Origin of the sequence: Paenibacillus pseudetheri (genome assembly GCF_924513355.1) — a bacterium.
GTDB lineage: Bacteria > Bacillota > Bacilli > Paenibacillales > Paenibacillaceae > Paenibacillus_AQ > Paenibacillus_AQ pseudetheri.
The window spans coordinates 166,875-191,639 of the sequence record NZ_CAKMAB010000009.1; the positions used below are offsets into that span (position 1 = coordinate 166,875).

A 24,765-nucleotide genomic window follows, 5' to 3' on the forward strand; every position below is an offset into this window, starting at 1 on the left:
TTTTTCCGTATTCCGGACACTTTAAGATGGTTATCCAGACCTTTGAATCCGCTTACAAAAAAAGACAAAAGTCAAAAACTTTCCTTGAGGAGATTTAATAACAGTATTCCGACTTCTGTATGTGCTTTCCGGACTTTGAGGTAAATCACTAGTGAGTTCTTATGTTTTTTTCACGCAGAGGTTTTATAATGATTTTATGACCAAAAAAACAGTGGAACACAAAACCTACCCCATTCGTCATTATATTAAAGTCATGATGTTGGTTTCGTTCACAGTCCTTATTCTGGATTTAGCGATCAGCATCGCTTCCATATCCATTGTTAAGCAGCAGTCCACTCGAAATTTGCAGGATACCGCGGCACTCTACATCGATCGTATTAATCATGATTTTGCCTACATTAATCACTATATGGGCTGGACGCTTGGAAACGATGAGAGCTTGCTTGTGATGAATACTTACGGGGTCAACAGTATCGAGTTCTTAAAGGCAAATGATAATCTGCATAAACGCTTTACCGAGCTGCAAAAAAACTACGGACATGAGTACAACTTCTTTTACTATTTGAAAAATGAGAACTATTTTTTAAACTGTGCACCGATCAGCGTAACCTATACAGATTACAGGCAGCTCAAAACGAAGATTATTTCTTATATTGATGATAAGGAGATGTATGAGAAGTTTTATTCCAAATGGACGCCTATCCTTATAAACAACCACTACTATGTGATTAATATTGTTCCCTATTACAATCGTTATTTAATTGGACTGATCTCCGCTGATAATCTGATCCGTCCTCTACGCCAAATTAATCTGGGTGCCAATGGTTATGTATCTCTAGTAGATGAGAATCAACAGCCTTTATCGAGCCCCATATCGAACAGCGGAAAGGTGATGACGGAAGAAGGAGGATTCTCAAATCTTTTGCAATCTCGTACAACAATCAACAGCGCCTTCTCAGACACAAATTTCAGCACAAAGATGGTCATTAGATATGGCATATTTGAAAAAATCATGATTGCTCAGCTGCTTATAATGCTACTCTTCTTCATTGTGACCTCCACTTTATGCATCGTTCTGCTCTTTTTCAAAAAAAGAGTACTGGGCCCGATTCAAAGCTTCTCTGAGAACCTTGCTTTCATTAATGAGGCAGGGCAACCCGCAGATTTTAAAAGCAGTGAGATCATAGAGCTGGAACAGGCAAACACACAGTTTAAAGGCTTAGTCGAACAAATCAAAACTTTCAAAATCGCTATATACGAGCAGGAACTGGAGAAGCAGCGGATACAGCTGGATTATATGAAGCTACAGATCAAGCCCCACTTTTTCTTGAATTGCCTGACTAGCATCTATAGTATGGCCCAAATTGAAATGTATAAAGAAATTGAGAACATGACGTTATCTACGTCCAAATACTTCCGTTATATTTTTCAAAATGGCGAAAATTTTGTTCGACTGGAGGATGAAATCGAGCATGTCCGAACCTATCTGGAGATTCAAAAGCAACGTTATCAGGACGCATTTATTTATTATATCGAACAAGAGGATCAGGCAGGCAGTGTGGAAATTCCACCGTTAGTGCTGCAAACCTTTATCGAAAATTCAATAAAATATGCGATTTCACGAGAACATGAAGTAGAGATCAGACTTACAGTCCAACGATTACGGATTGAAGAGGAAGACATGCTCGTTATTCAGCTCACCGACACCGGACCCGGTTTTCCACCGCAAGTGTTAGAGAAGCTTAATCTTGGAGAGCCTTTGGATCAGAGCAAAGGTACGCAGATCGGCATTATGAATACGCTTAAAAGACTGGAATACCTCTATTTAAAAAGAGCTGCCATCACCTTCTCCAATTTGGAGAGCGGCGGCGCTAGTGTAATCTTATCTCTTCCGGAGCTTCCTAATAAAATCTAAATGGATGGAGGGCTAACTATGAATGTACTGCTTGTTGATGATGACTTTTATGTTATTGCCGCATTGCAAAAGAGAATAGATTGGGAATCGTTACACATTGATACTGTCTATACAGCAAATAATGTCGCTCAGGCACGTGAAATAATAGAAAAGCATTCTATTCAAATTCTGATTTCGGATATTGAAATGCCTCAGGGTAGCGGGCTGGAATTACTGGCATGGATTCGCGAGGGGAATTATAGTATTCAGACTATACTTCTTACTAATTATGCGGATTTCAACTATGCGCAGAAAGCGATTGAATTGCAAAGCTTTGAATATTTTCTGAAGCCTATCGAATTTGATAAGCTGATGCTGATTATCCATAAGGCTGTCACACAGGCAAAAGAGCAGCAAAGAAATGAAAAAGCCATTCAAGGCGGTTACTTTTGGCAAAAAAACCAGGCGAAGATTCTCGAGCATTTTTGGCGTAAGCTGGTTAGTGGGAGCACATCATTTCCGATTAAATTAGCGGACATCACCCATGCCATTGAAGAACAGAACCTCTCCTATCAAATGAGCGACACCCTGCAGCCTTTGATCTTCAACTTATTTCCTTACAACGGCAGTATGGGAAAAGATGAAAAGGATCTTTTTGATTTTGCCCTGCTGAATGTATTATACGAATTATTACAGAGTCCTTGCTTTACTATCGAGAGCATTCTGGAGTATAAAGATTATAATTGGATCGCCATATTAAAATGGAACCAGACGCCAGACACGCCCTTGCTTGAAGAATTATGCTCTTCCTTTATTCAAAAGGCGATTCCTTATTTAAAATGCGACGTCTGCTGCAATGTTGGTTTATACGATAAACTGAATCATGTAGGGAATGTTCTGAAACAATCGCTTCGCATGGATGAGGAAATTACGAGATGCAGAAATCAGACTTTTTTAGTGGAAGCCTATCTCTATCAAAATAAAACTGGCTATACGCCACCGGATCTAGCCTATTTGGAAGAGCTGCTAAACCAAAATCAATTCACTACTTTTCTTGAGGAAGTTACGCAATATTTAAAGGTTATGCTGAACAATAGAACACTAGAGACCTCTGTCCTTAGCTTGTTCCGCTTAGATATTGTTCAGCTAGTTTATTCATTTCTCAACCTCAAAGGCATACGGTCGCATAAGTTATACTCCGGCAAAACTAACGATAAGTTAACCATGCACTCTCTGAATTCAATCGAGGATATGGAGGAATATCTTAAATATCTAGTCACAACCGCCATGAAATATCGTGACTTTGCAGCGCAGACCAAATCCGTCGCAGAAGAAATCAAAGCATATATTCACTCGCATTACGGCGATGATCTGACACGAAATGATTTAGCCGAAATTGTCTATCTCAATCCTGATTATCTGGCAAGAATATTCAAACGAGAAACGGGTGTTTCATTAGGTAGCTACGTCATCCAAGTTAGAATTGCGGCTGCGAAGCATTTATTGGAAACCACAAATATGTCTGTATATACAGTGGCAAACAAAGTTGGATATAACAACTACTCCTATTTCTCCAAGCTGTTCAAACAAGAGGTCGGACTCCCTCCCAACGATTACAAAAAAGAACAACAATACAATCCAGCATATTAAAAAGAGGGTGTCTCAGCGACCATGCGGTCTTAACGACGAAAACCCCCAGAGTCAAAATCATGACGACTGGGGGCTCTTTTGTTAAGCTTGAAACGCTACATATTTGTCGCCAAGCAGATTAATAAAATAATTGCGATTATATAACATGCTAGGATGGGACGGGTAAAAGTTCAGCGCCGTTTCATTATGATAATTCGCTAACTCGTGTTGGCCAAGGCGATCATAACAGAGTGCCAATTGGAGATGCGGCAGCCAGGTATAAAAAATCCCGTTTTTCATCCCCATCGAATCGTTAGCCCGTGGCAGCTGTATCGCAAGCTCATACCAGTATGTCGCTGGGTGCAATTGACCCTTTTCCAGAAGAAGGGCCCCAAGTCGGCAGCAGAACTCTGAGCGTGGTTTATCGTACTGTAACGTTCTGCATAGTGCTTCAAATGCACCGTCTTTATCCCCCAACCGTTCCCGGCATTCGGCAAGCCTTAAGCAAGCTTGAAAATTATCTTCTATCCAGCCCTGTCCACCCGCTAAAAACAGTTCGTAGTATTTGCATGCCTCTTCATTTATAGCATGATCCCTTAATTCATTCGCATAATAATACTGATCCCTTGGAGAGAATGTTTCACCCTCAGCCACTCTTTTTTGGTAAATCCGCAAATTACGGTCCGTATATTCCTTATCCTTCTCATGGGTAATACAGACATCACTACTAAAGGAAGGTCCACTTACCTCAAGATACTCATGTACTGGGCCAATCCATTGAAAATTACAGCTCCGGCGAACTAGCCGATTCCGACGCAAGCTAGCTGTGACATTCCCCGCCTCGTCAAAAGCCAGATTATACTGCATGTTCACGCTGTGAATATGTTTTGGCAGAATCTCTTTTAGCTTTTTAAAAAGAATCTGATCCGCTTCCTTTATATAGTCATCGGCATCCAGCCACAAAATGTACTCCTGAGTAGCTTTACTGAAGGCAAAATTACGTGCGGCACTAAAATTATCGATCCATTCGAAATCGTAAATCACAGCTTCGTAGGACAATGCGATCTCTTTCGTCTTATCCGTCGAGCCTGTATCCACGATAATAATTTCTTCTACAAGACTTGCAATGGTAGACAAACATCTGTGTAAGCTTTTTTCTTCATTTCGTACTATCATACATAAACTAATCGTAACCATACTCGCCCTCCTACACGCTTTTTTTGAAATTCTTTCTATATTGATATGCAGGGTTTATGAAACGGACTCCCTCTCTATCCCAGCCGAAAATGAAGAACTTCAGAAAATAAGGGCTATGTATAGTGTAAATCTTATAATTTCTTATTTTCATAAGAAACTTTCCACTTCATTCCTAGGTCTATATAGATAAGATCAAAGGAGGTACCGATATATGAAATCAAAACGAAGAGGCGTTAGAAACGGCTGGATCTTAACTTCAATATTGTGCGTCGTAATGGCACTTGTGCTGTTGATTGAATATAAGGCCTTCACTAATAATAAAGCAGATAACGAGCCCACCCTCACACAAGAAATGCTCGAATTCCCTAGCAGCGATCCCGATAATGGACCGGTCCTCATTCCACTGCATACACTTCCAGCAGACACAAACGGCTATCAAGCCGAGGGTGCCGCCTATTATGATAAAGGCGAATGGGGTTATTTATTCCGCAATATTGAAATACATCAATCTCAAACAGCCCCACAGCAAGAAGTAGTAGAGACCCTGATGAAGTTTTTTACAGATCATCATGGACCACTCTTCATCGCTGACCCAAACGGAGAAAAGTCGGACTAATCATGGGAATTTCTTGATGAATGTATTTTCAAAGTTTGCTTCTGCATTTAGAAAGACGCAGGTGCTATTTTTTGTTATAATCAATGCAATGCGTTGTTTATGAATTCAGACAATATAAAGGGGACGTTACCATGACTCAAATTATTAAAACTCTAACTATTGCAGGCAGCGACTCCAGTGGTGGCGCAGGCATCCAAGCGGATCTAAAAACATTTGAAGAGTATGGAACCTACGGCTTCAGTGCCTTAACCACTATTGTTACCATGGACCCTGACAATGGATGGCACCATAATGTGTATCCAATTGATGCCTCCATTGTTGCTGAGCAGCTAAAAACTATTTTCGCAGGTGGTCCAGTGAATGCCATGAAGACGGGTATGCTGGGAAGTGTTGAAATCGTGCGTGTTGCTGAGCAAGCGATCAAAGAAAATCTACAGACCAATGTAGTGATTGATCCGGTCATGGTCTGCAAGGGTGAAGATGAAGTCTTGAATCCAGACAGCGCGGAGGCTATTCGCGATTTACTGCTGCCACTAGCCACTGTGGTTACACCAAATCTGTTTGAAGCTGGCGTTCTTTCAGGTCTTGGCAAACTTACCACCCTAGACGATATGAAAGAAGCTGCTCGTCTGATTCATAAGCTCGGTGCACGTAATGTCGTGGTTAAAGGCGGCAAAGCACTTGGGGGCGATCAAGCGATTGATGTCTTCTTCGACGGTTCTGAGTACACAGTATTTCAAACAGCCAAAATCGAGCCTGCTCACAATCATGGAGCTGGATGTACCTTTGCCGCTGCCATTACAGGCGGTTTAGCTAACGGTCTATCCGTTCATGAAGCTGTAGCAAAAGCTAAAGATTTTGTCTCCGCAGCCATTCGCAATGGCTTTGCGTTCAATGAATATGTGGGTCCTGTATTTCATGGTGGCTACCGTTTAGAACGTTAGAACCCCTAAGCTAAAAAGCCAATAACAAAAATGGCAGTCCAGATGCTGAAATTCAGCACTGAACTGCCATTTTTTAAAGTATCCACGTGCATTTTTGAACCCGCTACTTTTCCCGATCCTGCCATAACGAAAGCAAGTACATAATAAAGGGATGGAGCAAACCAACAAGAGCATATTCCATTGGATTATCCCCTTAATATTTAGCGTTTCTATGATCCATTATTCAAAATCAGTAAATCTAATGCTTTGCTTATGCTTACGTCTATTCTGATCATTCCATGAGAGAACGACCTCCAGTTCTTTTGCCCCACTCTTTATAAATAATTGACTAAAGCTAACCGTCTCATTCGGTCTCATATCATAGCTAAATGGATCAGTTAAGATGATTTGTTCCTGTTTAGAGTCTTGCACCGGTCGGTACAACTCAAAAGTTACATCTAATGATTCTTCACTTAGGTTAGTGACTAATAGCTCGTAGCTCTTATATTTTTCCGGTTGTGGCGAAGGCAGTTTACTTTTATGAAGCTCCACCGCCCATTTGGTTATTTCCTTTACAGGTAGCACACTTCTAACCGCATAAATACTAGAGCCACCAGTAATCATCAAACATAGAATAAGCAGCGTCAGCACAAACCTTCTATTCAATGCTCATATCTCCTCGCTATAGGTATGCGTTTAAGATTCACGAACACTGATTTTTTATGCGTTTTTTGGCAAAAAAAAGTACTCGAATCTAAATTCGAGCACTTCATACACATATTATTTAATCAAAATAGATAAGGCGCTTTTTGAGGCTAAACGGAACGATAAATCATCCTTACCCTGCAATTTCACAGCTACATTCTCAGCCTTTTCACTATCGTTGAACAGAACAACCGCAATAGAGTGATCTGTATTCTTAAAAGCTACGGATCGAATCACTTCTTGATTAGTGGAAGCGTCAATACGTACAGCCTTAGGACGAATGAATTTGCTGAAGTGTGCCAGTGCATAGTAGTCCAGTGTATACGTAAGTTCCTTAGTTTCTTGGTTAACCGTCACAATACCGCGACAAGTACTTTTACCAAAGCCCGGTACAGTTGGACCATTCTTCTCATCTAAGGCCATATTCCACAAGACAAAAGATTTACTATGATTTCTGAGAATATCAATCCCTGTTCTCATGACATTCGAGAAGGCTTGTTCGAACGGAGGAATCCATTCGCCACCAGAACCTTCTGTGAAATGCACTTCTTTATCCGCGAAAGCTTTTAGAACCTCTGATTGTGCTGAAGCATTCCCGCCATACCAGTGCCAAGCTACACCATCTACTTCATCTTTCGCATAATCCAGCACCGTTAGTGGATAATCCGGACGATCCCAGTTGTGGTCATAGCAGAGAATTTTTGTATGAATGTTGTGTTTCACGAAGCTAGGCTTGAGATAGTTTTTAATAAAATCTCTTTGCGCCTCAGGTAGCATTAACATACTAGGATAGTGCTTTGGTTCAAAAAGAGGCTCGTTCTGCGGTGTTACCGCATAAGTTGGCAATCCGTGTTTTTCAAATGCTTGAATATATCGTACAAAATAATCGGCATAAGCCTGGTAATATTCTTGTTTAAGTTCACCGGCGATCATCGATCCGCTAGTCTTCATCCAACCTGGTGCACTCCATGGTGAAGCCATCAGCTTGATCTGAGGATTAATTTCCAGCGCTTGTTGTAACAAAGGAATAATATCTGCTTCATCATGTGCGATGGAGAAATGAGTTAATTTCGTATCGGTTACCTGTGCAGGCATATCGTTATAGCTATAAATATCTCTAGCATAATCCGATGCTCCCATTGGATTTCTTAATACAGACAAGCCAATTCCATCTTGGGAATCAAAAAGTTTGCTCATGACTTCTTTTTTCTGTTCATTGTCCAGTACTTGGTTAATCAAGTAGGCGGATGAATCCGTAAAGGATGCTCCAAAGCCATCCATTTCCTGAAAGGTGTGATTCTCATCAATAGTTACAGTAGTGGTCGCCTCAGCGTTAGCAATTGGAGTTAATTGTTGTAGACTTTGCTCTACAAATAATGAATTCTCCCCTGTGGATTGATAAATTTTAAGCTCTGGCATGTTGTTTCCCTCCATCTTCCTATGAAGAGGCCCCAGTTAAGGGGCCGCATTCAATTATCCAACTTATTTAAGTCCTAGTTTTTCTTTGTTATTTTTCATTTTTTCAGAACGAACTTCTACAATCTTATCCCAGTTGTTATCCTTCAAGAATGCTTTGTAAGCAGCTAAGCTGCTATCAAATGTTGCCTCATCCTTGGCACGAATCATACTCACAAGCGTAGTATTCCAAGTAGCATCAATTGCAGTTAGACTACGCGCTTCAGGCGTTCCTTGAGCAGGGTTGATATTTTCTAGAATGAAGTGCGGTTTCATCTTTCCTTTGCCCCATTCTTGCATTTGTTTAATCGACTCTGCGAATGCATCATTACTCAATGCTTTATCACGGTCATGTCCGAAGAACATAAATTCGCCCATCCGGTATTCTTTTTTAAATTTATCAGCATTATTTAATTGAAGATCTTTGATTTCAGGCAAAAATTCAATTTTACCGGCTTCATTCACTTTATAGGTTTCTCCTTCAACACCATAGTTCATAAGCTTCTGTCCTTCTTCACTAAGCAAATACGTGTAGACTTGAATAGCTTTAGCAGGGTCTTTAGCCTTTTTAGTAATAAAACTGATCATCCAGCCTGTAATACCTGATTGATTCAACGTTGGCTCATGACCAACTGTGCTTTGCGGTCCATCAATAGCGATATATTCCTTACCTGGATTTGCAGTCATGAAGATTTGCAGGTTACCACTTTGTTGAGGCGTTCCGTCGAGCAGCATTGTTGCATATTTACCTGATTTCACTTTTTCTTCAAAGGCAGTACCATCATCAGCAAAACTGTCATCACTGATATCACCATTTCTGTAGACTTCATTTAATGTTTTCAACCAAGTCAAATAGTCCTCATCCAGATTACGGTTGTAGAACTCACCATTTTCAGTTTCCATCGGTACGCCGATGAAGTCCTGTAGTACATCTCCCAAAGAACCAGTACCTTTACCAATGGAGTTAAAACCAAAAGGAATCATTTCTGGGAACTGCTTTTTGATTTGTTGCATAGCGCTCTTGAATTCTTCCGGAGTACCAATGGTTGGTTTTCCAATCGCTTCGTAAACATCCTTACGGATGACAAATGCCGTTTTAGCAGGAATGTTACCGCTATCATAATCGTTTTGAGTATTTGAATAGTTAGGATAGCCATAAGTCTTACCGTCTGCTAATTGGAACCAGTTCATCGTATCTTTTGCAGCCACTTTATTGAAATAAGGGTCATATTTATCAGCTAGATCATTCAAAGGCAGCGCCCATGTAGAGGCTTTTTGTACCACAGGAGAGTTAGAATCAAGTACTGTCAACAAGTCCGGCATTTCACCACCGGCAAAAATCGTATTCAGCTTAGTGTCATCGCCTTTAATGAATTTAATGTTGATATTTAAATCCTCTTTAATTTTTTTAGTAACGAGGTCTTTACCAAAATCAGTATTCCACCAGTCTGCATTGACGTACCAAGTGAGATCCGTAGTTTCCTCTTTTTTATCCAGCTTCCATGCCGGTGTTTCCGGATCTATCGTATAACGGCCTTCAATGGAGCTTAATTCTTTACTGGAGCTATCAGAACCACCTTTTGATCCACAACCTGTAAATACTAATACAACAGCCATAAGTGCAGTACAAAGTTTGAGTCCTTTTTTTCCAAATGCTTTATTCATCTTTTATTCCCCCTAAAAAGTTTTGTAAGTACTGGAAGTGTAGATCTGATTGGGTAGCTACACTTCCGAATAACTGTTACGTATACAAGCGTTTTCTATAAGAAACCACCTATATTCCTATTCTTTAACCGCCCCCATCATCATTCCTGAAATAAAGTACCTCTGTAATATTGGATACATCACAACAATCGGCAGAGTTGTAATGACAATTGTTGCTAGTTGAACCCCTTTAGTTGTAGTTTCGATAATGGCAGATCCACCGACATTTTGCATGGCTTGCGTTTGCGACTGAACGATAATTTCATAGAGCTTCATCTGCAGCGGATAGAGTGCTTGATCGGTAATGTATAATTTAGTGGTCATAAAGTCATTCCATTGCCCAACCCCGTTAAACAACGCGATCGTAGCCATAGCCGGCATGGAAAGAGGGATAAAAATCTTCAGGAATATACGCCAGTCACCCGCACCATCGATTTTGGCTGACTCTTCAAGTGAATCCGGCACGTTTCTGAAGAAGTTCATTAGAATAACTACGTCATAATAACTGAACAGGGCTGGGATAATATAGACCCAAAAGCTATTCAATAGACCGAGTGATTTAATCAATAAATACGTTGGAATCATACCACCTGAGAAGAACATGGTGATTACACCCATGGCAACGTATAGCTTGCGGCCACGTATGTATTTTTTACTCAAGCCATAACCGATCATCGCGCAAAAGAATACGTGGGTAATAACACCGATGAACGTTTTGGCAATGGAGACCAGAAAGGCTAATCCAATCGTCTCGTCATTAAATACTGCGCGATAATTCTCCAAGGAGAAATCAGTAGACCAGAATATAAATCCGCCTTCCGCGAGCGCCTTCCCTGAGCTTAAGGAGGATATGACCACATTCCATAAAGGAACAACGATAATTACAGTACAGATACAGAGTAAAATAATATTTATAGTGTTAAAGATTCGACTGTCGAGATCTTCTTTAGCTACCGTACGATTCACAAAAATGCCTCCTTCTACAGAACTGATTGATTATCATTTAATTTGCTGGATACTTTGTTGGCACTAATCAATAGGATCACAGAAACAATGGAGACACCTAAACCAACAGCAGTAGCATAAGAGAAGTCACCTTGCGTCATACCCATACGATACACATAAGAATTAATTACTTCTGCTTTGACACGGTTCTGAGAATTCATCAAGACCAAGGTTTGATCCAGATTCGATCCTAATAAACCGCTTACAGTCAGAATCAAATTCAAGCTGATAATAGGCTTCATGTTAGGTAGAGTAATATTCCAAATTTGTCTCATACGACTTGCCCCATCTATTTTGGCAGCTTCATAATAAGTAGGATCAATTTTGGACATGATGGCTAAGTATAAAATCGTTCCCCAACCTGCCTCTTTCCAAATATCAGATAACGTTGCAATCCACCAATACTTGTTCGCATCAAGCAAGATATTTACCGGTTTCGAAATGATCCCCAAATTGAGCAGGATTTCATTAAACATACCGGAGGAAGAAAACCAAGCAATCAACATCCCACCTAGCACGATCCAGGACAAAAAGTGTGGTAAATAAGAGATTGTCTGTACTATTTTCTTAAAGCGTCCACCGCTTAATTCATAAATCATCACGGATAGAATAATTGGAATAACAAAACCTATAGCTAATTTCAGAAAGCTGATCCCCAAGGTATTGACTACAGCATCCCAAAAATATTTGTCTGATAAAATAATTCTGAAATTATCAAGCCCCACCCATGGTGCTGAATCGAGCGTGTCAATTACGGTGTAACTCTTAAAAGCAATCGTTAATCCGTAAATAGGAATGAAACAAAAGATAATCATAAAAATGATTCCTGGGATGATCATGGACTGGATCTCCCATTGTCTCTTATAATCAATCACAAATTCTTTGACCCTCTGTCCCATAGGTTTCTTACTGTTCATTGGATTCTTCCCGTTCACTGGCACTACGGCTAATTTATCCACGTTTTTCTTCTCCCTCCAAATCATGTTCCCCAAAACAATAAAAACGTTTTTATTTCTTTTTAAAAAAAACCTCCTAAAAGCAATATAATTATAAAAAAATGATCGGATACTATCTTGTTGCCCTTCTTAAAAGCGTTAGTACCGATCAATCTTCACTTGAGTAGAACCACGTACAATTAGTTCGCCTGGCAATTTCATCATTTCGCCCTGTTCCTTCTTCTGAATCATGCGAACCAGGCGATTTATGGATAGAATACCTTGTCTGGCAATTTGATTTCTTACCGTCGTTAATGGTGGTGAGAAATACTGCGCGATATCAATATCGTCAAACCCCATAACGCTTATATCCAACGGGACTTCATATCCATGCGATTTCAAAGCTTGAATACATCCAATGGCACTCAAATCATTCCCTGCTAAAAAAGCATCAGGCATCTTTTCAGGACTTAAGTGAACTAGGGACTTTATAGCGTTATAGGTGCTCTCTTCCTCAAAATATCCTTGTATAATATACTCTTCGTTCGTCGGAAGCTGATATTGACGCAAGGCGGCCAAGTATCCTTCTTTCCGCTGAACACTGTCATACATCTCATCTACACCAGATATGTAAGCAATTTTCTTGTGCCCCAGACTGATTAAATATTTCGTTGCTTCGTAACCAGATTCAAACGAATTAAAGATCACGCTTCCCATCGTTTCATTCTTAAGTGGTCGATCCAGAAACACTGCTTTGATCTTGTCTTTCACCATTGCGGCAATTTCTTCTTCATCTATTCTCAGCTCTTCGTAGATAATGACACCATCCACACGTCGGCCTAGAATATTGCTCATAATTACTTGTTTATCCTTTGTAACAAATACATTTAGCCCATAACCTAACCGATCACATTCACGAGACATGGACTCCACCAGCTTATAGAAGTATGGACCCGATACACTCGTTGTAAAAAAACCAAGCATTTTAGTTTTTCCGTTCCTTAGGAGCTTGCCATTTAGGTTCGGAACATAATTTAATTGCTTCGCGACCTTAAGAACATGTGATTTCGTCTCCGGGTTTAATACATCTACGTCATTTAATGCATTGGAAACCGTAGAAATGGAGACTCCTGCCTCTCTGGCAACGTCTTTAATAGTTACCTTTTCCATAATAATTCAATCTTCCTTTACGAATAAAAACGTTTTTATAGATTTAAATTAACATAAAACCGTTTTCATTACAATATGTTTTTTTATTTTTATTAATTCTCTATTTCGCATCATTCATAATATCCGATTAGCAGATTCCCCGAGATCCTGATAATTTAATCTGCAGGCAGTTCGTAGACAGAGAGCAGTACTTATAAGTCCCTCCATCCACACGTCTCATTTTAGAGCTAATCAGACCTGCCTTTTGCAGCTTGGCAACATGTGTGCTAACCATAGCACTACTTAGATAGAGCTCGGCAGCCAGTTCTTTAATATGCATCTCTTTTCGGTCCAGTAGTTCGATAATCCTTAGCCTGACTTCACTTGCTAATGCTTCGTAGACACGAAGCGATTCTGTATCAGTATTTAAGTGCATTTTATTGTCTCCTATGCCTTTGAATTAGTATTTTAAAGAATTCTAACTATGTAATCTCAAAACTATTTCTTAGTTAACAATAATATTAATTATTAATTTAACAAGTGAGATATGTATTGATGCATTATAGCTGTTACCTGTGATTATATTCAAGCTAAAAAAAAGAGCAAGTAGAAAATTAATCTTTCGCTAGACGATTAGAAGATACGCAGGTCTTGGGCTGCTGTCTCACTACATTACTAAAACATGCGGACCGTGTAAAGATGGTTTGCATTCCCCAGCTTATTAATAATAATGCACCTATCATTAGTGTAGACGACCGCCATAAACGCCCCCTTGAATCTCTGTAATTCTATGATACAAAGGGACGCTTTTAGCTTTTATTTTATTCTAAAAATCGTTACGGATTGCTTAGGGAACTCATAAGAAAAACTGCTGCCCATCGTCGTAAAATGATCAGCTCTCCGTTAATATAAGTACGAATATGTCTGCCTGATACTTCTAGCTTCAGATCGTATTCTACGTCTGTTTCAACAGTAAACATAGAATGTGTCAGCACAGAGTTTCTCCCGTTAATAATAGAGGCCACAATGGAATCCTGATTCTGCCAGCCACCTAGTTCCCAATACAAATGATTCTGACCATCTGCTTTACCAAAATAGAACACAAACCCTTTATTCCCTGCGGTTCTAGTAGCCTTAAAATTCAAGGTATAGCTCTCCCACTCCGTTTCTCCAAGCTCTAGTGTTCGTTTGGCCGTTCCGTTCTGAGCAGGATCTGGCAGGTTTGATACTTCTTCTGACAACTCAGAGGACGTCTTCACTTCTCCCGTAACATTGTTGACCAGTGTGATTTCTGAATATCGAGCAGCGGATGCATCCACGCCCAAGCTAATCGCTCCTGTGATCGCTTCAATTTTGCGCTCCTCAGGTACTGTGAAGCCGTTCGCTTTTATCTCCAGTAGCTGATCTCCCTGATGGTTCATGAATAGCTTTTGAACATTGTAGTTCGCAGTCCCGTACACTTCATGATTATTAAACCAGATTAGATCCGGCTTCCAGTTAATTTAGTTTATATTTATATTACTTAGTTCATATCCATATCAATCATTATAGTGAGTTCAGTTCACATTCGTCAATTCAGATGCTTTGAATGCACAACAAAAAAGCCGATATCGTATGAGAATCCATACAACATCGGCCTTTATAACACAGGTCCATTTATACCTACTCATTTATTTGGCAGTCATTTGCCCTACTAAGAACTCAACAAAATCAGTTGATTTGTTCTTATCTTCATCTTCTCCAAACACCCCAATGATCATCTTCCGTGAATGAATTGGAAGGTCTGTAGCAAATTTCGTATCTGTGATATCTACGCCTGTGATCCATTCTTCACCGTTCTCCGTATTTTTTATACGTTTCAAACGAATATCATCTAAAGGAAGTCCCGCTGATTTAACAAACGGCTCTAGATTCTTAAGTCCCTGCTGTTGTCCGATCCAATCAAAAGTAGCATCATCCAAAATAAGAATATTCGGACGATCCGCCGCCAGCATCGCCATCGCGCGCTGGATATAAGTCATGTCTAACGCGCCTCCACCTTCTCCACCTGTTGAGGGAAGGTATACGACTTCCGTCTTTACCCGCTTCCAAGCTGGATAACGATTGACGATCTCTTGTTTAAGCTCTTCATCCTTACCTGATGGATCTTGAGATTCATAGTTTCCTAGGAACATGATAGTTACATCCACTGGCGGGAGTGAAGCTTCATATTTTTTGGCTTGATATTGATTATAAAGAGCGTTACCTCCAAAGATTAGCACTAACAGCACAACGATAGATACAAATGTATGGACTTTGTATAGCCTAAAAAAATTCTCCGATTTACGCGCTATGCCGGAAAATGCTCCCCATTTCTCTAGCCGCTTGTCCTCTGCCTCCTGAATTTCCTGCTGATCTAAGCCGTCTAAGATCGTTTTGTAAGCCAGAAATTCTTCTTCATAGGCTGCAGCCTCAGTTTCTGAGGAATTTGATTTACGGCGTTTCAAGTGCAAATCAAACTTTTTATTCAGTTCCTCCCGGGTAATGTCTACAGGCAAGTCCAAACGTTCGTATGCCTCTTTTAACTTCTCATTCAAATTGATGACTCCTTCCTGATGCTTAGCTAAATATCTGATCGTAAATTTGGTTCTATGTATTGAATTAGATTGGACATACACATATTGCAAAAAAATGAGCGAATTCGTGAAAAATACAATATATGAACTCAATTAAACTATATCATGGAGTGCTAGACGCTAACAAGTAAGCGTTTATCATAGGGCTTAGAGGCATTCTCTGTTGCCCTTAATCCAAACCATGCAGCTGTTTAAATTGCTCTGGACTCATCCCAGTCAACCGCTTAAACACTAGACAAAAGTAGCTGGCATTTTCGAAGCCCACTAACTGAGCAATTTCATACATTTTTTTATCTCGTTCATTGAACATTAGCTGTTTACTCAAGTTTATACGTTGCTTGTTGATATAGGTTACAGGTCGATCATGAATTGTTTTTTGAAAAAGCCTGCATAAATACTGTGGCGATACTGCGATCACCTCCGCAAGCTCCTTTAATGGGAGCGCCCTATGCAAATTGCTTTCAATATGATGTAACACTGGTTTAATTCGCTCCAGTTCAAGAGCCTCATTTAGAGGAGAGACGAGGTTGCTTTTTAAATCTAACAGCAGCGCATAAAGTTGTTTGGATCGTTCCAGATTCGTTTCCAGTTCATTGCTCTCTGACAAGCTGAGCATTTCCTTTAAAGGATTTAACCAATTATCCTCCTTCAATTTTGCAGGGCCTGATTCACGGATTCCTGCGTACAGCAGCATTTGACCAGCCTCTCTACCGTTGAATGAAATCCATGACAGCTTCCACTTACTGCTGATTGGCGCATACGAATGCGTAATATTCGGGAACAAACAGAATACATCCCCTGAACCCACAATATATCGTTTCTCCTGAATGACAAGTTCGCCTTTGCCTTCGTGAATCTGATGTATTTGATAATCCGGAAATCCGGTAGGACGTAAAGTTTCTGCCTGATGCTCCCAAAATCCAATGGTTGTAGCATACAGCGGCAGCATATTCGTATCTTCCGTTTGGCAAAAGATTATTTTGCTCTCCATCTGATTCACTCGTTTCATATTTTGTTATATTGGATGAAAAATCTTTTATATCTCTTACCATTACTCCATTTTATAATATGAATATAATAACATCACTATTATAAAGGAGATTTACTCATGCGAGCAAAATTTGTTTACCAGCCTCCTGCAAACGGTTATCCAGAATGGAATAATAATCCGGAAATCTTCGAACTAAATCGCTTGGATGCACATGCTTCCATGATCCCTTATAGCAATCTAACGCAAGCCCTGGTGGGAAATAAAGAAGCCTCGCCATACTACAAAACGCTTAATGGTATTTGGAAGTTCTCCTTTTCCGAAACTCCGGATCTACGGGTCGTGGATTTCTATAAAGCTGATTTCGATTGCAGCACTTGGGCTACGATTCCTGTACCTTCTCACTGGCAATTCCATGGCTATGATTACCCGCAATATACGAATGTGCGCTATCCTTGGGCGGAATCCGAACCTGATCTCAAGCCACCTTTTGCTCCGACAAAATATAATCCCGTAGGCTCGTACATTCGAAACTTTACTGTACCAGAATCTTGGAATGGTCAGCCTGTACACCTTAGCTTTCAAGGGGTTGAATCCGCTTTCTATGTATGGGTAAACGGAGAACGAGTCGGTTACTGTGAAGACACTTTTACACCTTCCGAGTTCGATATTACCCCTTATTTAATTGCTGGTGATAATAAACTAGCTGTCGAGGTCTATCGTTGGTGTGATGCCAGTTGGCTGGAGAATCAGGATTTTTGGCGGCTTAGCGGTATTTTCCGGGAGGTCTATCTATACACGGCCCCTTCTGTTCATGTTTCTGATTTTTTCGTTAAAACCGCGCTAGATGAAGATTTCGTACATGCGAATTTAAACGTAGACATCAAAATGGAGAATTACTTTAATCAAAAGCTAAACCCTTATACACTCCAGATGCAGCTATATAATAAAGAAGATCAACCTGTATGGGAGTCATCAGTATCTACAGTTGTTTCCATTGATCAAAAGGGCGTTCATCATTTCAAGCTTTCTGAGCATGTAGAAGATCCTTATAAGTGGAGTGCTGAGACACCGTATCTGTATACATTGGTTCTCTCCATTATTGACGATAAAGGAAAGACTTCTGAAACGGTTAGCTGTAAGGTCGGATTCCGTTCCTTTGCGATCAAAGACGGACTTATGAAGATCAACGGCAAAAGAATTGTACTTAAAGGCGTTAACCGGCACGAGTTCTCTTGTGACACAGGACGTGCGCTATCCAAAGACGACATGATCCGAGATATCAAACTGATGAAAACACATAATATTAATGCGGTTCGGACCTCTCACTACCCGAATCAGTCTGTTTGGTATGAGCTTTGTGATGAATACGGACTTTACGTAATCGATGAAACCAATCTGGAAACGCACGGCACTTGGCAGTATGGGCAACAAGGAATACATGAGGGAAATGTACCTGCAAGCAAACCGGAATGGCGGGCCAATGTAATTGACCGTTGCAACTCCATGATGCAAAGAGACAAGAACCATCCTTCGGTTATCATCTGGTCATTGGGGAATGAGTCCCACGGTGGTGATAATTTTATCGCAATGCATGACTATCTCAGAGAAGCCGACCCAACACGACCTGTTCATTATGAAGGGATCTTCCATTGCAGAGAGTCGGAAGCAGCTAGTGATATAGAGTCGACTATGTATGCTAAACCGCACGAGGTTGAAAAATATGCGCTAGGTCATCCTCAAAAGCCTTATATCATCTGCGAATACAGCCATGCTATGGGGAATTCTTGCGGTGGACTACACCTATACACCGATATGTTTGACAAGTACGATGTATTTCAAGGTGCTTTTATTTGGGATTGGGTGGATCAGGCCATCCGAACCAAAACATCCGAAGGTACCCCATATTTAGCATATGGCGGTGACTTTGGTGAGTCGCCACATGATGGAAACTTTAGCGGAAACGGATTACTTTTTGCCGATCGTTCGGTTACTCCAAAGCTATTTGAGGTCAAAAAATGCTATCAAAATATTAAAGTAACGGCTTTAAATATCCGTGAAGGCCTCTTTCAGATTCGTAATAACTTTTTATTTACCGACATTGAACAGTACGAACTTAAATGGGAAATTACTTTAGATGGAGTAACTGCGCAAAACGGTTTGCTGCAAATCTCTGCTGCACCAGGAGAAATTGTTGAATGCACTATCCCTTATGAACTGATTTCACATAGAGGCGATCACGAAGCTATTCTGAATCTCTCCTTTATTCAGCGTTCAGAAACTTCTTGGGCTGAAGCTGACCACGTAATCACTTGGGAACAGTTCATTCTGTCCCCACGTATCGTGACAAAGGTTCCAAAGACAACGGCTGGAACGTTACATGTGCAGGAACATGAAGGTGCATTGACCGTACAGGGTGGGAATTTCACTCTAAACTTTAATACAACAACTGGTGAGCTAAACTCATACTATGCTGCCGGTAAAGAACATCTGCTTGAGCCCGTAAGACCTAACTTCTGGAGAGCGGTCACGGATAATGATCTTGGCAATGGATTGCCAAAGCGCTGTGCAGTGTGGAATCAGGCTTCAAATGAGTGGAATCTGTTGAGCATGGTATATAGAACCGAAGGAAATCTCTGTTTCGTTTCCACCACTTACCTTCTGCCAACGAATCCGTACTCCACCCTCCTAATTCAGTATGAGATTCGCCCTGACGGATCTTTAGAGATCCTGCAAGAGCTGAATCCGGGTAGTAGTGATCTGCCAGAAATTCCTGAGTTCGGAATGATGTTCGTGCTTGATGAAAGACTCGATACCCTTTCATGGTACGGCCGCGGACCCCATGAGAATTATTGGGATAGACAGACTGGAGCACCACTTGGTCGATATACTGGCAAAGTCAGTGACCAGTTCACCCCTTATCTCAGACCGCAGGAGTGCGGCAATAAGACGGATGTCAGATTTGCTTCGATTACAGATGGTAACGATGGATCAGGACTTTATTTTGATAGTGCAATTCCTATGGAAATTAATGCCCTGCCTTGGAAGCCTGACGAGCTGGAAGCAAGTGATCATGTGTATAAATTGCCAGTCTCGAACAAAAGCGTGCTGAGAGTCAACTACAAGCAAATGGGTGTTGGCGGTGACGACAGTTGGGGCGCACGGACGCATGAAGAGTTCACTCTACCGGCTAATCGCCCATATGCATTCCGTTTTACCATTTCTCTTCTCTAATTTCATCTATTAATAAAGGCCGTCTCTGGTTGGTTTCTACCAATCAAGACGGCCTTGTTCTATTTATTTCAATCTCACCGACAGAGTTTTGCGTGCTCCTCAATAACTTCTTAGCCTTATCAATCTTTTTTCTGGTTAATAAGAAAACAACTCCAATAACAATAGGCTTGTACAAATCAAATAGCCCTAATGTGTTTTGTCCATTGAGTAAAAGGAGACTTTAAATTATGATAGTTTTCGTCGATAATGATTATCATTATTGGTGATTGCTACATATTTTAGGGAGGCAATATTATATGAATAAGGTAAGACAACCGTTCGCCGTATTATGTGTACTCTTTCTGATGACCACACTACTACTCGCGTGCGGAAACTCAGGAGAACAACCAGCCAAGAACAATGCGTCTAATGCAACCGGAAATAATACTTCAGCCACCACTGTACCTTCTCCAGAAACATCCGACAAGGGCACTAATGAAACTGCGGCAACTACCCGCTCCTACACGGATTACATAGGCCATACCGTAGAAATACCTGTTAACCCGAAGCGCGTGATTTATTCAGGAGAAACCTATGGTGATCTACTCGCACTTGGTGTGCAAGCGGTAGGATATCCACTTTCCATGGGTGAGGGTCAGGTTTTTGAAGATCAGCTACAAGGTGTCGAAGATGTAGGGTTCCCTATTAATCTGGAAAAGACACTGGAACTTCAGCCTGATTTGATTATCTATGCAGGAACTGATGAAGCTGATTTCGAGCAGCTGTCCAAAATCGCACCCACGATAATATTTGATACCTTTGCCCCGCTAAAAGAACGGATACTGGATATTGGCGGAATTCTTGGGAAAACGACCGAAGCAGAGGCATGGCTCGCTAAGTATAAAACGAGTGAAGATGCCATGTGGGAACAATTAAAGGCAGCAGGCATAAAAGAAGGAGAAACTGCTTCGGTCTTTACTTATTATCCTGGTGACAGACTATTTGTTATGGCGACAACCGGACTTTCGCAAGTCCTTTATGGAGAGAATGGCTTCAAGCCAACCCCAGCGATTCAGAAGGTGCTTGATGAAGGTATGGGATTCCAGGAAGTATCCATGGAAGTGCTTAAAGAATATGCCGGAGATCGGATCTTCATTCTAACTCCTGTGGCCGATGAAGCCAAGCAATCCACAGCTACTCTATTAAAGAGTCCGATCTGGAAAGGTCTCCCTGCCGTCAAGAACGGATATGTCTATATACAAGATATTATGAAGACTTCAAGTGATGCAACAACAAGAGAATGGCTACTCGATGAACTCCCTCAGCTTTTGAATATGAAATAATTTTTACCTCCTGAAGCGTTTGGCACCTAGCTGATAAAAAACTGCAAGAAGCATGTCAACAGCTGTTGATATGCTTCTTTATTTTATATACAATGAATTAATTGATAATGATTCTCACCAAATGAACGGAGGCTTCCTCTTGCTGCAAACATTACCCGTCACTGCACCGCTCCGCTCGTTGCTGTTTCAGCTGACTGATGCGGAACTACATATTCAACCGGCAGGCTCTTGCTCTAAGACTCTTACAACTCGCTTTTATAGTCTTCTAATATTCACTGGCGGTAGTGGACAGCTGATCCTTAGGGATCAAACCATAACACTAAGTACAGATACGTGTTATCTCCTATCTCCTGGAACTTCCTATAGCACGGACAATCAAGAGACGACTCTTTATTATTATCTCATCACTTTTACAGCAATTAATAATGCTGAGTTTCCCGAATATTATTCAGAGGAACTCCTTCCGGGCAGGCAGGAGCTAATTGTCCACCCGTTCACTAGGGTAATCCGCCATGCGGAAGAGCTGCTTATGAGCAAAAAAAATGCCGATGATGTGCAGTTTTTTAAGCGGCAATTAAAATTCCAAGAATTGCTGCTCTTACTCTTTGAGCATAATTATCCTTCCGAGCAGGTGCCAAGTCCCGCGGATTCCGTGGAAAAGACCATCCAATATATGCAGGATCACTACACGGAGAGTATCACCGTGAAGCAACTGGCTGAGCTCGCAGGTGTAACATTGTGGCAATATACTCCGATCTTTCAAAAGCTTACCGGAAAAAGACCACTCGATTACCTGACCGAGCTGCGCATTAACCATTCGAAGCGTTTCCTTCTGGAATCCTCTGAACCGCTACGTGAGATTGCTCGACTGGTTGGCTTCTCCGATGAATATTATTTTAGTCGCCGGTTTCGTCAAAAGACTGGAATTACACCCGGACAATATGCGCATCAACAAGGTCGGAAGCTTACTGTGAAAGACTGGACTGGCCATGAGGTGGATATTCCGGAGCGTCCAAAGCGCATTGTCTACCATGGTGAGACGCTTGGCGACCTTCTCGCATTAGGTATAAAGCCTATCGGAGGAGATGAAGTCTTTGCATGGAACAGAGTCTATAAACATCGACTTAAGAAGCTCTCTAACGTTGGCTTTCCTTTGGATCCGAAGCTTACCGCTTCATTAAATCCTGACCTAATTATTATAGCTAATTCAGATGATAAGGCCTATCGAGCAGTCGTCGACATCGCCCCGACACTTACCTTCGATTCATTTGCTTCACTTGAACACCGTATGCGGACACTTGGAAGCTGGTTGGGTAAGCAGCACGAAGCAGAAGCATGGCTGGATTCATTCGCAGCAAAAAATGCTGCCATGTGGCAGCAGCTATATATGAATACTCTTCGTCCTGGAGAAACAGCTTCTGCATTGATTTATGACCATGGAAATCATCTATATGCTATGGGAATGTCCGGTTTGTCTACTGCTCTCTATGCCCCTAACGGTTTACAGCCCACAGATGAGATCAAAGCGATTCTCGAAGGAGAGTTAGGATTTGCAGAGGTCGATCCAGCAAGGCTGCCTTCCTACGCCGGAGATCATATCTTTATGCTTATTCCGGAACGTCAAGACTCGCGAGTTGCTATGGAGAAACTACTAGACAGCTCACTATGGAAGAATATACCTGCAGTACGTAAGGGGCAAGCTTATCTGCTCGACGGAAGCAAATGGAACTATGGAGATGCGTTAACGCGTGAAAAGCTTCTAACGCTGTTGCCTAAGCTGCTTGGAGGAGGTTAATCAATCAGCTCTTTTAATAAAAATCCTGATCATGATGCTCAGAAGACTCAAGTGAAATAGAAGTCCCACCATAAAGTATGCAAGCACAATAAAACCACTAGAAGCTTCTATAACAAAAAATAACTTTGCAGGCCAATACGTAGGAATCCACGCACCGATAAATTGCCATGGTGATGGAACAAAATAAGCTATTATTGGTCCAGCTATAAACAGACCGCCGATCTTTGATAAAGCTAATCCTTCGACCTTATTTGCAGCGAAAGAAGCTAGGAATAATGCAAAACAAGGGGCTTCAAATGCTAATAGTATAAGGATGTATATATGCTCTAGTTGGAAGCTAGATAAGCCGGAGACTATAAAAAATAGCGATGAAAGAAATGTACAGAGTAGAGATGGAAGAACTAGACGATACACCATGTACCCTCTGCGCATTAATGGTGTAACCGCGTAATAAGAGATGACATTCTCATCTCTTTCATCAAGCATTAAAAGACCTGTCATCATACCGGTTAGCATGGGAAAGGTCATGACTAAGAAAATCGCAGCAAAGCTACTATATTTATATAAATCGAAAGCATAGCCGTTCGTAAGCCAATCGGCTATCATTGGAAATCCAAATCTTGAGACGACTAGAAGTGCTAAAGGAGCAAAGATGCCGACCATAAGCACTGGGTCCAAACCAGTATGCCGGATATCGCTTATAAAAAGCATACGATACTTCTTCATTTTCTTGCTCCTCCCTTACCTATGCGCATCATTACATGATTTTCGAAGGACCTTTTTGCCCATACGTATATCACAACATTCCATAGCAGTAATATCGATATGGAATACATGTAATTGCCAAGTGACATAGATGAGGTTCCTGAACTCAACAAGCGAAGTGTTCCTTCCGTAGGAAGCCATAAAAAAAGTTTGGAGTTCCATACCTTAAAATAGCCAAGCAATGGAAGTATAAAAGGCAATGCGAATACTTGTGAGAGTAGAATGAAACCATTAATTGTCTGGCAACGGGCCACAACTCCAATCGACAATAGCGTCATAAAGCTTGACGTTAGAATGATTCCAGTAGAAAAGCCAAACGGGGATTGCGGAATCCCGCTTGCTACTACATGAATAACCCAAGCGGCTAACAGGGATAGTACAGATAATGAGCCTGCTTTTGAAAGCAAATATTCCCTGCTATGAACGAATTAGTCAATTCCCCTGTTTTCCCCTTTAAACCAAAGGGTTTTCAATCCCTTGGGCACAGAGACAAAATGCGAGTCGTCGGCTGGCAATCTGCTATCCGTGGGTTGGTTACCACATATTATGCCTACGTCGAAGGAGCTTCCGTAAACTAATTTCGCACGTCAGATCAGGGATCCTGTGCACAGGGAATTCGCGGATTCTCCTCGAACCTTTCTCTTTGTCTCCATGCCCCAAGAATCAAAATCTTTGGGCACATTTTTTAAATTTTTTCCCTTTCGCCTACGCCATTCTTTGTTCTGCGTCTACCGCAATCGACCAGATGAATCCAACTAACTCTCGACCTACCGCAGCCATGGTTAAATTCCGGTGTTTTCCGCGTCTGACTAACTTTAAATACTTGCTGTGTAA

Annotated in this window: 21 protein-coding genes; 8 read left to right on the top strand and 13 right to left on the bottom strand. The window is 41.1% G+C overall.

The genetic code is table 11. The features are described from left to right. Positions 1-196 precede the first annotated feature (196 nt). Together L1028_RS11250 and L1028_RS11255 are read left to right on the top strand one after the other, a co-directional pair. Complete coding sequence (locus L1028_RS11250) at positions 197-1,915, top strand: sensor histidine kinase (protein ID WP_234533816.1); 1,719 nt, start codon at positions 197-199, stop codon at positions 1,913-1,915. A gap of 18 nt (positions 1,916-1,933) precedes the next feature. Next, positions 1,934-3,544: a response regulator transcription factor gene (locus tag L1028_RS11255; RefSeq protein WP_234533818.1), complete on the top strand. Its 1,611-nt coding sequence runs from the start codon at positions 1,934-1,936 to the stop codon at positions 3,542-3,544. Between the two features lie 81 nt (positions 3,545-3,625). Here L1028_RS11255 and L1028_RS11260 read toward each other — a convergent pair whose 3' ends face one another. Then, a complete protein-coding gene (locus tag L1028_RS11260) occupies positions 3,626-4,720 on the bottom strand; it encodes a glycosyltransferase family 2 protein (RefSeq protein WP_234533820.1) in 1,095 nt (364 codons plus the stop codon). Between the two features lie 211 nt (positions 4,721-4,931). Between L1028_RS11260 and L1028_RS11265 the strand changes: the two genes are divergently transcribed. Next, complete coding sequence (locus tag L1028_RS11265) at positions 4,932-5,336, top strand: hypothetical protein (RefSeq protein ID WP_234533822.1); 405 nt, start codon at positions 4,932-4,934, stop codon at positions 5,334-5,336. A gap of 131 nt (positions 5,337-5,467) precedes the next feature. Then, positions 5,468-6,280 (top strand): bifunctional hydroxymethylpyrimidine kinase/phosphomethylpyrimidine kinase, encoded by an 813-nt coding sequence (gene thiD, locus L1028_RS11270; RefSeq protein WP_234533824.1) that lies wholly within the window; start codon positions 5,468-5,470, stop codon positions 6,278-6,280. Positions 6,281-6,499: 219 nt separating this feature from the next. Here the strand turns inward: thiD and L1028_RS11275 are convergent, their stop codons facing one another. The 7 genes from L1028_RS11275 to L1028_RS11305 form a co-directional block, all read right to left on the bottom strand. Beyond that, positions 6,500-6,925, bottom strand: a complete 426-nt coding sequence (locus tag L1028_RS11275; RefSeq protein WP_234533827.1) for a hypothetical protein — start codon at positions 6,923-6,925, stop codon at positions 6,500-6,502. Between the two features lie 114 nt (positions 6,926-7,039). Then, a complete protein-coding gene (locus L1028_RS11280) occupies positions 7,040-8,383 on the bottom strand; it encodes a glycoside hydrolase family 30 protein (protein WP_234533828.1) in 1,344 nt (447 codons plus the stop codon). A 63-nt stretch (positions 8,384-8,446) separates the two neighbouring features. Continuing rightward, positions 8,447-10,084, bottom strand: a complete 1,638-nt coding sequence (locus L1028_RS11285; protein ID WP_234533830.1) for a type 2 periplasmic-binding domain-containing protein — start codon at positions 10,082-10,084, stop codon at positions 8,447-8,449. A 117-nt stretch (positions 10,085-10,201) separates the two neighbouring features. After that, positions 10,202-11,089, bottom strand: coding sequence for a carbohydrate ABC transporter permease (locus L1028_RS11290; protein WP_060622426.1), 888 nt, complete (start codon positions 11,087-11,089; stop codon positions 10,202-10,204). A gap of 14 nt (positions 11,090-11,103) precedes the next feature. Next, positions 11,104-12,045, bottom strand: a complete 942-nt coding sequence (locus L1028_RS11295) for an ABC transporter permease (RefSeq protein ID WP_234533863.1) — start codon at positions 12,043-12,045, stop codon at positions 11,104-11,106. Between the two features lie 177 nt (positions 12,046-12,222). After that, positions 12,223-13,233: a LacI family DNA-binding transcriptional regulator gene (locus L1028_RS11300; protein ID WP_234533832.1), complete on the bottom strand. Its 1,011-nt coding sequence runs from the start codon at positions 13,231-13,233 to the stop codon at positions 12,223-12,225. Between the two features lie 127 nt (positions 13,234-13,360). Beyond that, positions 13,361-13,648, bottom strand: coding sequence for an ArsR/SmtB family transcription factor (locus L1028_RS11305; RefSeq protein WP_094870170.1), 288 nt, complete (start codon positions 13,646-13,648; stop codon positions 13,361-13,363). Between the two features lie 215 nt (positions 13,649-13,863). Here L1028_RS11305 and L1028_RS11310 point away from each other — a divergent pair, with 215 nt between their 5' ends. Further along, on the top strand, positions 13,864-13,998 hold the full coding sequence (locus tag L1028_RS11310) for an alpha-L-arabinofuranosidase C-terminal domain-containing protein (RefSeq protein WP_234533834.1): 135 nt from the start codon (positions 13,864-13,866) through the stop codon (positions 13,996-13,998). 50 nt (positions 13,999-14,048) lie between these two features. Here L1028_RS11310 and L1028_RS11315 read toward each other — a convergent pair whose 3' ends face one another. From L1028_RS11315 to L1028_RS11325, 3 genes are all read right to left on the bottom strand, one after another. After that, complete coding sequence (locus tag L1028_RS11315; RefSeq protein ID WP_279306851.1) at positions 14,049-14,714, bottom strand: alpha-L-arabinofuranosidase C-terminal domain-containing protein; 666 nt, start codon at positions 14,712-14,714, stop codon at positions 14,049-14,051. A 168-nt stretch (positions 14,715-14,882) separates the two neighbouring features. Next, the gene (locus L1028_RS11320; protein WP_042187039.1) at positions 14,883-15,788 is read right to left on the bottom strand and encodes a hypothetical protein; all 906 of its coding nucleotides are present in this window, start codon (positions 15,786-15,788) and stop codon (positions 14,883-14,885) included. A 208-nt stretch (positions 15,789-15,996) separates the two neighbouring features. After that, positions 15,997-16,836 (bottom strand): AraC family transcriptional regulator, encoded by an 840-nt coding sequence (locus L1028_RS11325; protein WP_234533838.1) that lies wholly within the window; start codon positions 16,834-16,836, stop codon positions 15,997-15,999. A gap of 99 nt (positions 16,837-16,935) precedes the next feature. Here L1028_RS11325 and lacZ point away from each other — a divergent pair, with 99 nt between their 5' ends. From lacZ to L1028_RS11340, 3 genes are all read left to right on the top strand, one after another. Continuing rightward, the gene (gene lacZ / locus L1028_RS11330) at positions 16,936-20,049 is read left to right on the top strand and encodes a beta-galactosidase, LacZ type (RefSeq protein ID WP_234533840.1); all 3,114 of its coding nucleotides are present in this window, start codon (positions 16,936-16,938) and stop codon (positions 20,047-20,049) included. Between the two features lie 296 nt (positions 20,050-20,345). Further along, positions 20,346-21,371: an ABC transporter substrate-binding protein gene (locus L1028_RS11335; protein ID WP_234533843.1), complete on the top strand. Its 1,026-nt coding sequence runs from the start codon at positions 20,346-20,348 to the stop codon at positions 21,369-21,371. A gap of 52 nt (positions 21,372-21,423) precedes the next feature. Then, positions 21,424-23,166 carry an AraC family transcriptional regulator gene (locus L1028_RS11340; protein ID WP_234533846.1) on the top strand — a complete coding sequence of 581 codons (1,743 nt, stop codon included), beginning with the start codon at positions 21,424-21,426 and terminating at the stop codon, positions 23,164-23,166. Here L1028_RS11340 and L1028_RS11345 read toward each other — a convergent pair whose 3' ends face one another. Beyond that, entirely contained in the window at positions 23,167-23,892 is a 726-nt protein-coding gene (locus L1028_RS11345; protein ID WP_234533848.1) for a hypothetical protein, read from the bottom strand. Then, positions 23,889-24,338: a hypothetical protein gene (locus L1028_RS11350; RefSeq protein WP_234533850.1), complete on the bottom strand. Its 450-nt coding sequence runs from the start codon at positions 24,336-24,338 to the stop codon at positions 23,889-23,891. The genes L1028_RS11345 and L1028_RS11350 overlap by 4 nt, the downstream gene beginning before the upstream one ends. Positions 24,339-24,765: the final 427 nt, after the last annotated feature.